General features: G+C 48.5%; 11 protein-coding genes. 3 read left to right on the top strand and 8 right to left on the bottom strand.

What is annotated here, in order from left to right:
• Positions 1–231: 231 nt before the first annotated feature.
• The 5 genes from rodA to KJA68_RS05760 form a co-directional block, all read right to left on the bottom strand.
• Positions 232–1,329, bottom strand: a complete 1,098-nt coding sequence (rodA, locus tag KJA68_RS05780) for a rod shape-determining protein RodA (protein WP_213035983.1) — start codon at positions 1,327–1,329, stop codon at positions 232–234.
• Positions 1,322–3,226: a penicillin-binding protein 2 gene (mrdA, locus tag KJA68_RS05775; RefSeq protein WP_213035982.1), complete on the bottom strand. Its 1,905-nt coding sequence runs from the start codon at positions 3,224–3,226 to the stop codon at positions 1,322–1,324. The genes rodA and mrdA overlap by 8 nt, the downstream gene beginning before the upstream one ends.
• Positions 3,223–3,741, bottom strand: coding sequence for a rod shape-determining protein MreD (gene mreD / locus KJA68_RS05770; RefSeq protein WP_213035981.1), 519 nt, complete (start codon positions 3,739–3,741; stop codon positions 3,223–3,225). Before mreD ends, mrdA begins: the two co-directional genes overlap by 4 nt.
• Positions 3,738–4,649 carry a rod shape-determining protein MreC gene (gene mreC / locus KJA68_RS05765; RefSeq protein WP_213035980.1) on the bottom strand — a complete coding sequence of 304 codons (912 nt, stop codon included), beginning with the start codon at positions 4,647–4,649 and terminating at the stop codon, positions 3,738–3,740. The genes mreD and mreC overlap by 4 nt, the downstream gene beginning before the upstream one ends.
• Before the next feature lie 157 nt (positions 4,650–4,806).
• Positions 4,807–5,850 (bottom strand): rod shape-determining protein, encoded by a 1,044-nt coding sequence (locus KJA68_RS05760; RefSeq protein WP_213035979.1) that lies wholly within the window; start codon positions 5,848–5,850, stop codon positions 4,807–4,809.
• Positions 5,851–5,966: 116 nt separating this feature from the next.
• Between KJA68_RS05760 and gatC the strand changes: the two genes are divergently transcribed.
• Genes gatC through gatB form a run of 3 tightly spaced genes read left to right on the top strand, consistent with a single transcriptional unit; the run spans position 5,967 to position 9,198 of the window.
• Complete coding sequence (gene gatC / locus KJA68_RS05755) at positions 5,967–6,254, top strand: Asp-tRNA(Asn)/Glu-tRNA(Gln) amidotransferase subunit GatC (protein ID WP_213035978.1); 288 nt, start codon at positions 5,967–5,969, stop codon at positions 6,252–6,254.
• Positions 6,255–6,277: 23 nt separating this feature from the next.
• Positions 6,278–7,738, top strand: a complete 1,461-nt coding sequence (gatA, locus tag KJA68_RS05750; RefSeq protein ID WP_213035977.1) for an Asp-tRNA(Asn)/Glu-tRNA(Gln) amidotransferase subunit GatA — start codon at positions 6,278–6,280, stop codon at positions 7,736–7,738.
• A gap of 11 nt (positions 7,739–7,749) precedes the next feature.
• Entirely contained in the window at positions 7,750–9,198 is a 1,449-nt protein-coding gene (gene gatB / locus KJA68_RS05745; protein ID WP_213035976.1) for an Asp-tRNA(Asn)/Glu-tRNA(Gln) amidotransferase subunit GatB, read from the top strand.
• A 227-nt stretch (positions 9,199–9,425) separates the two neighbouring features.
• On the opposite strand, the gene KJA68_RS05740 is transcribed toward gatB, so the two are convergent.
• From KJA68_RS05740 to argS, 3 genes are all read right to left on the bottom strand, one after another.
• Positions 9,426–10,049, bottom strand: coding sequence for a thiol:disulfide interchange protein DsbA/DsbL (locus KJA68_RS05740; RefSeq protein WP_213035975.1), 624 nt, complete (start codon positions 10,047–10,049; stop codon positions 9,426–9,428).
• Between the two features lie 250 nt (positions 10,050–10,299).
• Entirely contained in the window at positions 10,300–10,917 is a 618-nt protein-coding gene (locus KJA68_RS05735) for an SPOR domain-containing protein (RefSeq protein ID WP_213035974.1), read from the bottom strand.
• Between the two features lie 123 nt (positions 10,918–11,040).
• Positions 11,041–12,717 (bottom strand): arginine--tRNA ligase, encoded by a 1,677-nt coding sequence (gene argS / locus KJA68_RS05730; RefSeq protein ID WP_213035973.1) that lies wholly within the window; start codon positions 12,715–12,717, stop codon positions 11,041–11,043.
• Between the last annotated feature and the right edge of the window lie 60 nt (positions 12,718–12,777).

Raw genomic sequence — 12,777 nt, 5'->3', positions numbered from 1 at the left:
GACCATGGATCATTAAAATGCCATTATTAATCAAAGATGAATCTTGAAGAGTCGATGTATAGCGCACTTCTGCCCCACCAATTCAACCCAGAACCGTTGTAAACTGCTTTTTGACACTGAATTCATTCCACAGACCATCCGGCCTAGCCTTTCCCTGAACATAACCACATATCCAGTTCTTCTGGCTTAAGCTTTGTTTCCGCGCTGCCCAAGAGAAATTCTAGCAACACATCAGGTTTGTATCAGTTTTTTGTGGGCATGTATGCTCATCAAAATACCAAAACCTAACAGCAATATAACCATAGATGTGCCGCCATAACTTATAAGCGGTAACGGCACCCCTACTACCGGCAAGATACCGCTTACCATCCCCATATTGACAAAAGCATATGTCGAAAAAGTAAGTGTAATGCTTCCGGCCATCAAACGGGTAAAATAGGTCGAAGCATGCGCAGTAATGACAAAACCTCGCGCAATGACAAAAAGGTACAAGCATAAAAGCACCAGATTTCCCAACAGGCCAAACTCTTCAGAATACACGGCGAATATAAAATCCGTAGTCCGTTCCGGCAAAAAATCAAGGTGTGTCTGTGTACCATGCAGATAGCCCTTGCCGACCATCCCGCCCGATCCGACTGCTATAACCGACTGAATAGTATGGTAACCCCTGCCCAGCGCATCCTGCGCCGGATCCAGCAGCATCAGAATCCGGTGACGCTGATAATCGTGCAACGTTGACCATACAAACGGCAAACTTGCCATGGCCACAGCCAGAAAAGTCAGCATGACACGCCAGGATATTCCGGCCAGGAATAATACATAAAATCCACTGGCAGCGATCATAATGGATGTACCCAGATCGGGCTGGCGGGCAATCAATAGCACCGGCAGCAGCAGCAGCAGCGTTGCAATGAAATAATTTTTCAAGGTCAGCATGGCCTCGTTCTTTTCAAAATACCATGCCATCATTAACGGTACCGCTATCCGCATCAGCTCAGAAGGCTGTATGGTCGTCACACCAATATTTAACCAGCGCCGGGCACCATTCGTAATCTCTCCGAAAAAAGCCACGGCAACCAGCAATGCCATGCCCATAAGGTAAGCCGGCACTGCAACCCGCATCAGGTAATGAAGAGGCATATTAGCCGCCAGCCACATCGCGGAACAAGCCACCAGTATGTTTATCACCTGCAACAGCACGCGGTTCCAGTTACCGCCACTAGCACTATACAACACTACCAGACTGGTCAGCAGAAGCAGTCCGATCGCAGCCAACAGAACCGGGTCAAGACACGCTATGAAACGTTGCCAGATGTGCCGTTTATTCATCTTCATCGATCCCTTCTGCTCCCTCCACTGGCTGCAAGGGCTGGGGAAGCTTGCCCAACAGGAAGTAATCCAGCATCTTGCGAGCAATTGGCGCAGCGGTAGAACTGCCATGCCCGCCGTTTTCAACCAAAACCGCCAAAGCGATCTTGGGCTGGTCTGCAGGCGCAAAGGTCATGAACCAGGCATGATCGCGATGCCGTTCCTGAATCTGGCTCTCAATATACCTTTCGCCTTGTTTTATACCTATTACCTGAGCCGTACCAGTTTTTCCAGCGAAAGCATAGGGTGCCCCCGCTCCCGCTTGAGCAGCGGTACCTCCGGGCTGCGTCACCGCGACCATCGCTTTTTTCACCAGCGCAAGATGATCGGGATTGATATTGAGGCTAGATTCCAGATGGGTTCCAAATGGACGCCTTTCGTTCGTGCGCGGAATTTGCACCTCCTTCAGCAAATGCGGACGATGTGCTGATCCACCATTTGCCAGTATTGCCGTGGCATAAGCCAATTGTAACGGGGTTACCAGACTATAACCCTGACCTATGCCAACCGATACGGTATCACCGACATACCATTTCTGCTTGTAGCGTCTTCTCTTCCATTCCTGCGACGGCAGCAGGCCGGGAACTTCACCTTCCATATCGATTCCGGTCTTCTTGCCAAACCCGAACCCGGAGAAATAATCATATATATGGTCAACACCAATATCCGTAGCCAGCCCATAATAATAAGTGTCACATGACACCACGATTGATTTAAACAAATCCACGCTGCCGTGCCCTTCTTTTTTCCAATCACGGTATCGGTGTCGGCTATTGGGTAGGCTGAAATACCCCGGATCACTGATCGTGTAATCCGGGGAGCGTTTGTTGTAATGCAACCCGGCCAGTGCCATGAAGGGCTTGATGGTGGAACCCGGTGCATATTGTCCGCGTATTGCGCGGTTATTCAGCGGTCTATCCGGAGAATTATTCAGCTCGCTCCAGCTCTGCTCATCAATTCCATCAACAAACAGATTAGAATCGTAGCCTGGTTTGCTAACGAAAGCCAATACCTCCCCATTGCTTGGGTCTATAGCCACCAGCGCCCCCCTGTAGCTGCCGAATGCCTGCTCGGCAATCGCCTGCAATTTGGCATCTATCGTTAGCACCAGATTATTACCCGGAATGGGAGGGGTACGGGAAAGCACACGGACTTCACGCCCAGCAGCATCAACCTCTACCTGTTCGATACCCGTTATACCGTGCAACTCACTTTCATAATGCTGCTCGATACCGGTTTTTCCAATATAGTCAGAGCCGCGGTAATTTGCACTAACCCCATCTTCTTCAAGATGCGCAAGTTCATTCTTGTTTATTCGGCCAATGTAACCAACCAAATGAGAACTCTGGTCATGAAGGGGGTACTCTCGGAATAAACGCGCCTTGATTTCCACCCCAGGAAAACGATAGCGCTGTCCGGTGAAACGCGCCACTTCACTATCAGTCAGACGGTTGCGAATGGGTAGGCTTTCATATTTTCGGTTATCCGCGAGCATTCTTTTAAAACGCTTGCGATCACCCGGCTGGATATCCACTATCTTTGCCAGCTCTTCTATCGTTTCCTGCAGGTCTGGCACTTTGCTTAAGGTAATTTCCAGCGTATACGCCGAGTAGTTATGTGCCAGAACCACGCCATTGCGGTCGAGTATCAGGCCACGGCTGGGTGCAATGGGTACGACAGCGATACGATTATTCTCTGCCAGAGTCTGATAGTGATTCTTCTGTATCACCTGTAAATAAATAAAACGCGAAAAAAGAACTAACAGAAGCAATAACACAAACACTATACATATTGCCAGACGTTGACGGAAATTATGAATCTCTCGGAGAGTGTCTTTAAACTCAATATGGGGCTTCATAACCGATCAGATACGCTCCTCGAACGCCTCAAGGTTCGCACCAACATCGACATAGGCGCCCAGAGAAGGGCTGTCAGTATGCAGCCGAGAAAGTATTCCCATACAATATTTCCGCGCAGCAGCCAATGCACTACGGCATAAACCGCATAAGCAAGCAATAGCAATGGAAAGATTTGCAGTGTCTGCTGGAGCAAATTGAACATGAGCAGCCTGCGATGCAGCAATATGCCACAGAATGCTAACACTGAATACGCCATGGCATGCTGCCCGATAAAACTTGCATCCACCACGTCAGCCAGTATGCCCAGCATCCATGCGATGCCAATCCCCACCTGTAACGGTTTGTGCGTACACCAGTACAACAGCACCAGTGCCAGAAAATCCGGACGAAATTCCAGCCATATTCCTTGCCACGGCAGCCAATTGAGTAACAACGCGACACACAGGCTGGCCGCGATAAGTATGGGACTGTCCGGCGCCTGAAACTCCTGGACAGACAAAGTGCGATCTCTCACCGTCCACCCGCCTGCCTGCTATTCGATGGGCTGCCGGCTATCTCTTCCTCTGCGCCATCCGGTCCCTTGAATTTCTGAATCGTAGACAGAATCATCAATTGACGCCGCTGGTCCACGCCCGCAATCGGGCTGCACAAAATACGGGCAAAAGGATAGGCAGGATCTCTTTCAACGTGAATTACCCGGGCTACCGGCAGACCATCTGGATAAATACCATCTATACCGGAAGTCACCAGGACATCACCATTCTGAATGTCCGAACTGGGTGGCATATAGCGCAACGTCAGCCTACTGGTATCACCAGTACCAAATACAACCGATCGCAACCCATTCCGCAATACCTGAACCGGTACGGAATGATCCTTGTCGGTTATCAGTGTCACTTCGCTCATCCAGGGATAAACACGCGTAACCTGGCCAACGATACCGCTTTCATCCATTACGATCTGTCCTGCCTCTACATTTTCCTGCGTACCCTTGTCCAGGAACACCTTGCGATTAAAAATGTCTCTTGCGGCATACAGAATCTCGGCAAGTTGCATGGAATAATCGGCACGCTGCTGCACTGACAGAAGGTTACGCAAGTGCTGATTTTCGGACTTTAACACTGCAAATTGCTGCAACTTTGAAGCAGCCTGGATATTCAAGCGGCGTAACTCGGCATTGTCGCGAACCAGTTGGTCGTGAGTAATAAAATAATCTCCCACCCCGTGCCACAGTGCGCTTGGAACCGTGACCAGCCTCTGCAAAGGGTAGACAAGAAATGTGAGCCCACTTCGGGCGGTTTCCAGATACTGGTATTTTACATCGACCAGCAACAAGATTAACGAAAGCACCACGAACAGGCCCAGCCGAATTGCAGGAGAAGGACCCCGATGGAAGAAGCGAAGAGGCTGATTTTGTTCCATTATGGCATTCCAACAGCCATTCCTGCTTACAAATAATTAATTATAACGCAACATTCCTTCTCTCTCCATTCATTAAAAAATGGTCTGTCCAGAGAAAATAAAATCATGGTCAGGCTGTAGCGGATTACATTTATTTATGACTTATCCAATCAAAAATCTAATCGCTGGTAAAAATACCGCTAAATTTATCCATCCTGTCGAGTGCCTTCCCGGAACCCCGCACCACACAGGTAAGTGGGTCATCGGCGATCAGCACGGGTAAACCTGTTTCCTCCATCAATAGTCGATCAATATCACGCAGCAGAGCTCCTCCTCCAGTCAAAACCATACCCTTCCTGGCAATGTCCGAACCCAACTCGGGGGGGGTCTGTTCCAGCGCAATCTTCACAGCACTTACAATATTATTAAGCGGATCGGTTAATGCCTCCAGGATTTCATTGCTGGAAATAGTAAAACTGCGCGGCACTCCTTCTGCCAGATTTCGCCCCATTACTTCCATTTCCCGCACTTCACTGCCCGGAAAAGCCGAACCAATTTCCTTTTTGATCTGTTCACCTGTTGTTTCGCCAATCAACATGCCGTAGTTGCGACGAATATAGTTAATGATAGCATCGTCAAATTTATCACCACCAACACGTATGGAACCTGAATATACCGCACCACCCAGCGAAATCACCCCAACTTCAGTGGTACCACCACCAATATCCACTACCATTGAACCATTCGGTTCTTCTACTGGCAGATCCGCACCGATTGCTGCAGCCATCGGCTCTTCAATCAGCTCGACCCTGCGTGCCCCTGCTCCATATGCAGATTCACGGATCGCGCGCCGCTCGACCTGAGTTGAACCACAGGGTACACAAATGACGATGCGCGGACTGGGGCTAAAAATACCCGATTTATGCACCCGTTTGATGAACTGCTTAAGCATTTGCTCGGTTACAGTAAAATCTGCAATTACGCCATCTCTCATCGGACGTATGCAAGTAATATTGCCTGGCGTACGTCCAAGCATCTGCTTGGCTGCAAGCCCGACCTGCTGTATCACCTTTTTATCATTCGGGCCATTTCCCTGGCGAATCGCCACAACTGAGGGTTCATCCAGCACAATGCCCTTGCCACGCGCCCATATCAGGGTATTAGCAGTACCTAAATCTATCGCCAGGTCATTGGCAAAATAGCTGTCAAAAAATCGAAACATGATGAATCCCGGAATTAAAAGAATTAAAAAAGATAAGCCAGATTTCTAAAAAAAATAATCCGGATAGATTATTATGATACCCTATCAAAGTACGTTTAATAAAGAATTCTCAGACTATGTTGCTCAGTATTGATGATGTCTTCAAGATTGCCCGACTAGCTCGGCTTGGGTTAACTGAAGATGAAGCGCAAATTGCACATTCCCAGCTTTCAAGTATCTTCGGCCTGATCGCTGAAATGCAGGCGGTCGATACCCATGGCATCGAACCGATGTCACACGCTCAGGACATATCCCAGCGATTACGTGAGGACACGGTCACAGAAACCAATCAACGTGAGCTATTTCAATCTGCAGCCCCCCAAGTCAAGAACGGGTTGTACCTGGTCCCCCAAGTCATCGAATAACCATCTGCATCAAACCTAAGGTCATGTTAACTTCCAGTCTGTCACAGCTAGGCGCTGCATTGCGCAGCAAAAAAATTTCCAGTGTTGAACTGACTCAGCTTTACCTCAAGCGCATTGCAGCACTCAATCCAGAACTCAATGCCTACATCACAGTTAATGAAGAACTGAGTCTGCAGCAAGCCCGCGCAGCAGATACCCAACTAGCACTATCTCATACGCACGCTTTGACAGGCATTCCCATTGCCCAAAAAGATATATTCTGCGCCAAGGGCTGGCGCACCACATGCGGATCCAAAATGCTGAGCAATTTTATTGCTCCCTATGATGCTCATGTCATTGAACAGTTTAATCGCGCCGGTGCTGTGAATCTTGGAAAAACCAACATGGACGAATTTGCCATGGGCTCCAGCAATGAAACATCTTTCTTTGGCAAGGTAAAAAACCCATGGAATCGCAACAGTGTTCCGGGCGGAAGCTCTGGCGGCAGTGCAGCAGCTATATCAGCCCGCATGTGTGCTGCCGCCACCGGAACCGACACAGGCGGCTCAATCCGCCAGCCTGCTGCACTATGTGGCATATCTGGCCTGAAGCCAACCTACGGCGTAATATCGCGCTATGGTATGGTTGCTTTTGCATCCAGCTTGGACCAGGCGGGACCCATGGCTCGTAGCGCAGAGGACTTGTCTTTACTTTTAAATGCAATGGCAGGATTCGACGCACGCGACTCCACCAGTCTGCAACGTGAACCCGAGGACTACACGCGAAATCTAAACACACCGCTGAACGGTCTGCGCATCGGTCTGCCCAAAGAGTTCTTCACCGAAGGCGTCCACTCTGATGTCGCCAATGCAATTGAATCAGCTATTGCTGAATATAAAAAATTAGGTGCCCGAATAGTAGATATCCATCTGCCCAACTCTAGCCTGTCTGTCCCTGTATATTATGTATTGGCCCCGGCAGAAGCCTCCAGCAACCTGTCCAGATTTGACGGGGTACGTTACGGCTACCGCGCATCCGGATATGCCAATCTAGCGGAAATGTATGAAAAATCCCGTGCCCAAGGATTCGGCGCGGAAGTAAAACGCCGCATCATGATCGGCACCTACGTGCTGTCGCATGGTTATTACGATGCATATTATTTGCAGGCGCAAAAAATTCGCCGCCTAATCGCACAAGATTTTGTCGAGGCATTCAAGCAGTGCGACGTCATCATGGGACCTACAACTCCTACCACTGCTTTTAATCTGGGAGAAAAAAACGACGACCCGGTGCAGATGTACCTTTCTGACATTTATACCATCGCAGTGAACCTTGCAGGCCTGCCCGGGATGTCGATTCCTGCCGGATTCAGCAACAATGGCCTGCCTATTGGCCTGCAAATTATCGGTAATTATTTCGAAGAGGCTCGCATGCTTAACGTGGCGCATCAATATCAGCAGGTGGCCGACTGGCATACCCGCTCTCCGCAACATATCGAGGTGTAAGGAGCCACGCCATGCATTGGGAAATTGTGATCGGATTAGAAGTACATGTTCAACTATCGACCTGCAGCAAGATCTTTTCTGGCGCTCCCACCGCATTTGGGGCAGAACCCAATACCCAGGCCTGTGCAATAGATTTGGCACTGCCAGGTGTATTACCCATGTTGAATCGCGGCGCCGTGGAACGCGCAATCAAGTTTGGCCTTTCAGTAGGCGCGCACATTGCTCCACGCTCAGTATTTTCGCGCAAAAATTATTTTTATCCCGACCTGCCCAAAGGATACCAGATCAGCCAGTTTGATTTACCAATAGTCGGACAAGGCTCCCTGACTATTCAGGTTCCTACAGGGACAAATGGCCAGACTTACGAAAAAACGGTGCGGATTACCCGTGCACACCTTGAAGAAGATGCTGGAAAATCCTTGCATGAAGACATTCAGGGGCTAACCGGAATTGATCTAAACCGCGCCGGAACACCCCTCCTGGAAATTGTATCGGAGCCGGATATGCGCTCTGCTGCCGAAGCCGTGTCCTATGCCAGAATGCTTCATACCTTGGTACGCTGGATCGGCATCTGCGATGGCAACATGCAGGAAGGCTCATTCCGTTGCGATGCCAACGTTTCCATACGTCGCCCGGGAAAAGAATTGGGTACACGGCGCGAAATCAAAAACCTGAACTCATTCCGTTTTCTGCAGCAGGCAATTGAATATGAAGCACAGTGGCAGATTGATACACTCGAAGGTGGCGGCTCCATCCAGCAGGCAACCGTACTATTTGACACCGAAAAAGGTGAAACCCGTTCCATGCGCAGCAAAGAAGATGCGCAGGATTACCGCTACTTTCCAGATCCTGACCTGCTGCCAGTTGTAATTGACGATGAATGGATCGAGCAGATACGTAGCTCACTTCCAGAATTGCCTCTGTCCAAACAAGCACACTATACCGCCGATTTCGGGCTATCCGCTTACGATGCAAACACATTAACATCCTCCCGGGAAATGGCAGATTTCTTCGAAGCAACGCTCAACGAAGTCCCCAACGAGGCCAAACTTTGCGCCAACTGGCTTATGGGTGACATAAATGCCTCCCTGAACCGTCAAAGCCTCGATATCACTCAATGCCCGATCTCGCCCCGGCAACTTGGCTGCATACTCAAAAGAATTGTGGATGGAACCATTTCAAGTACCGCCGCCAAGGAAGTTTTTAAGACTCTTTGGAGTGAGGGAGGTGAGCCGGATGCCATAATTGACACAAAAGGATTAAAGCAAATGTCCGATACTGGCGCGATGGAGGCCATGATAGAAGAAATTATTGCTTCCAATCCGTCACAGGTTGCTGAATATCGAAACGGCAAGGAAAAATTGTTCGGATTTTTTGCGGGTCTCGCAATGAAAGCCAGCAAAGGAAAAGCTAATCCGGCCCAGATGAATGAAATATTGAAACGCAAATTAGCGGGTTAAAACCAGCGCACTGCCAACTTGTACGCCAACAAAAACGTACGATTCACGCATGCATGGCAAATGCGGCAAACCTATTTTCAAAGAAAATCGGGTAAGGGTATACAGATTGCCTATCACCCATCGGGGTCCAGGAAGCAATCGGTCCCAAGTACTTTAGATAACCAAAAAATGGACGACCCACTCTACCAAGTAGGCCGTCCTGTTTAAATACATTACACAACACGCTGTTATTTCCCTGCGCGTGCTCTGCGCACTTTATCAATCAGAGCATCCAGCACTTTTATCGTTTCTTCTGGACCCAGACCACTAACCAGATATTTCCCGTCCACTATAAAAGATGGGGTAGCACGGATTCCATATATCTGCTGGAGCTGCTTGCTGCGCGTAACCTTGCTTTGCATGGCAAAGGAATTATAGGCTTCGTTAAATTTTTTCCGATCAACGCCCTGCTGCCCCACAAATTCAGTAATTTTGGCTTCATCCCTCAAATCAATATTATTGACGTTCCAGGCATTGAACAATTCATCATGCAACTGCTTTTGCTGTCCCAATATTTCAAGAGAGTAAAAAGTTCTCGCCATCGGCTCCCAAGAACTACTGAAAATTGTAGGAATATAGACCAGCTCGACCTCCTTCGCCATTCTCTTTTCCCAGGAAGTCAGCGGAGGATGCATCTTGAAACAGTGCGAACAGCCGTAGAAAAAAAATTCCAACACTTCAATTTTACTGCCTGTACGGGTTGGCTGAGGTGTATTGAGCACTTTATAATCCTTACCAGGTTCGAGTCCGGCAAAAACCTGACTAGCACATAGCAACGCCAAAACCGCAACAATCTGCTTGATGAATCTCATATTATTCTCCATGCAAAATTAATACTGCTTTTAAAAATTAACAAGAAAATACAACACGTCACCTATACTGTTTTTTCTGCGTACGTTTTTATCACCCTGACAAAAAAACACACTACACATTCACAATCCCGTCGTTCTCGCGACGATTGATACTTCGACAAGCCAGAATATACAAATCAACCATTCGGGTACAATTTTAAAATTTCAAAATTAAACAATACCTGTATTCCCTAACAATGCCCATTACAATTTAACGAGCAAGAATTGGAGTGGCGCTTATCCCGTTTTGTTTCAAAATCAGCTGCACATTTTTTACTTCTTCCCTGCCCGCATAAGGGCCCATATGCACCCGATGCCATACGCCTTTATCAGGAACCTCTGCCACCTGCACGCTAGCTTCCAGACCAAGCATAGCCAGCCTGGCTTTCAAATTATCTGCGTCAACCGCATTGGGAAATGAACCCACCTGCAACAGATACATTTCTTTCTCGGGAGCTTGGCCAGCAGCCTGCACCGGCTGACTCCGCTGCTGCACGGCAGGACTTTCGATAGTCTTGGGTATAGGCACCGAAACATCCTGTGTGTCAGTCAACACCTTATAAAATTCAAAACGTGGCTTACCCCCCCCCTCATTCGAGCCAGAATTCGATGGGTTGCCTCCTTCTTGACCGCTTTTAACCGGAGCATCGGCCACAAGTTTTGATTTTCCATTCGTTACATTCTCGATAAATGCACTCGGTGTCTTCAAAATGTACCACGCAACCCCGCCAGCAATAAGCAAACCAACCACCATGCCGACCAATATCCCGGTCAGTAGCGAGCTACCCCGCCGCGAAGGTGCAGATCGAGTATTACTGTATTTACTCATTTCGCCATTCCTTCATAAACATCACCTGCCGCTCCCAGGAGTGCAGCCGAACCCAGACAAAAAGGTCACTCTGCAATTCATTACTAGCTTTCAGATACTTACAAGCATCGGAACCAACCCGGCTCACATTTTTGCCGGCGCAGAAACCCCCAAAAGAGCCAGCCCATTACGCATTACCTGGGCCACCGCAGCAATCAAAGCCAGTCGTGCCAGCTTGATATCTTCATCTTCAACCAGAAAACGAGTAGCATTGTAATAACCGTGGAGATCAGCAGCCAAGTCTTTCAAAAAAAAGGCGATCAGATGAGGAGCCAAATCTTTCGCCGCACTCTCAATCACCTGCGGGTAATCAATCAAGTGCTGCAGTAACGCTCGCTCATTTTCACTATCCAGTACACTGACATTGGCGCGGTGCAATTCCGCTATATCGCCTTTCCATTGTCCCAGTACACTACAAATACGCGCATGGGCGTATTGAATATAATACACAGGGTTCTCATTGCTCTTCGATTTAGCCAGGTCAATATCAAATACCAGTTGGGAATCAGGATGACGAGCAGCAAGGAAAAAACGTGTTGCATCACAACCTACTTCATCGATCAAGTCGCGCAATGTCACGTAGCTGCCAGCCCGTTTGGAAATTTTTACCTCTTCACCATTCCGCAATACTGTTACCATCTGATGAAGCACATAATCCGGCCAGTCTGGCGGAATTCCAGCGTCTAAAGCCTGCAACCCCGCACGCACGCGAGTGATAGTGCTATGATGATCTGCTCCCTGTTCATTGATGACACGCACAAAACCACGACGCCATTTATCCAGGTGATAAGCTACATCTGGCACAAAATAGGTATAGCTTCCATCACTCTTCCGCATTACACGGTCTTTGTCATCCCCAAAGTCTGTAGTGCGCAACCATAGCGCATTGTCTTGTTCATATGTATAACCACTAGCAATGAGCCTGTTGACGGTTTCTTCCACTTTACCATCGGTATACAAGGCCGACTCCAGAGAATACACATCAAAATTTACCCCGAATGCACGCAAATCAAGATCCTGTTCGCTGCGCAGATAAGCTACCGAAAAAGAACGAATAGCACGGAGATCGCCAATATCACCTGATGCCTGAACATGCTGATCATCCGCTTCCACCATTTCTTGAGCCATGTACGCACGGGCAACATCGGCAATATATTCGCCACGATAGCCATTCTCAGGCCAAGACAGGTCATCCGGTGAAATCCCCATACAACGTAACTGAACAGAGATGGCAAGGTTGTCAATCTGTACGCCAGCATCGTTATAATAAAATTCCCGTGTTACGTTCCAACCTGCAGCCTGCAATACACGGCACAAACAATCACCGACAGCCGCACCCCGACCATGTCCCACATGCAACGGTCCCGTTGGATTTGCGGAAACAAACTCCACCTGTAATTTTCGCCCCGCACCCAGATGAATGTGGCCATATCCCATACCAGCACGCAGCACGCCATGAACCACATTCTGTTTGGCTGCTACCGTAATGAATATATTGATAAAACCTGCCCCTGCAATCTCCACCTTTTCCACCACATGCGATGTCGGCAAGGCCGTAATCAGGGACCGTGCGATTTCATTCGGAGCTTTGCGCAACAATCTGGCAAGCTGCATTGCCAGGTTGCAGGCATAATCCCCGTGCTGCACATGTTTTGGACGCTCGATCACGATGTCGATTTCTGTCACTTCAGGTGCTACTATGCGCACTGCCTGAGCAAACAAATCTGAAAGATGTGACCTAAAATTTAACACAACAGACATTACACAAAACTTTCATAATTTTAAATTATAACACCTGACAGAACTGACCATTTCTCCCCC

This window comes from Candidatus Nitrotoga fabula, from assembly GCF_905221025.1.
Classification (GTDB): Bacteria; Pseudomonadota; Gammaproteobacteria; order Burkholderiales; family Gallionellaceae; genus Nitrotoga; species Nitrotoga fabula.
Note: the sequence above shows the minus strand (reverse complement) of the source record. Positions and strands in the feature narration are given on the sequence as shown.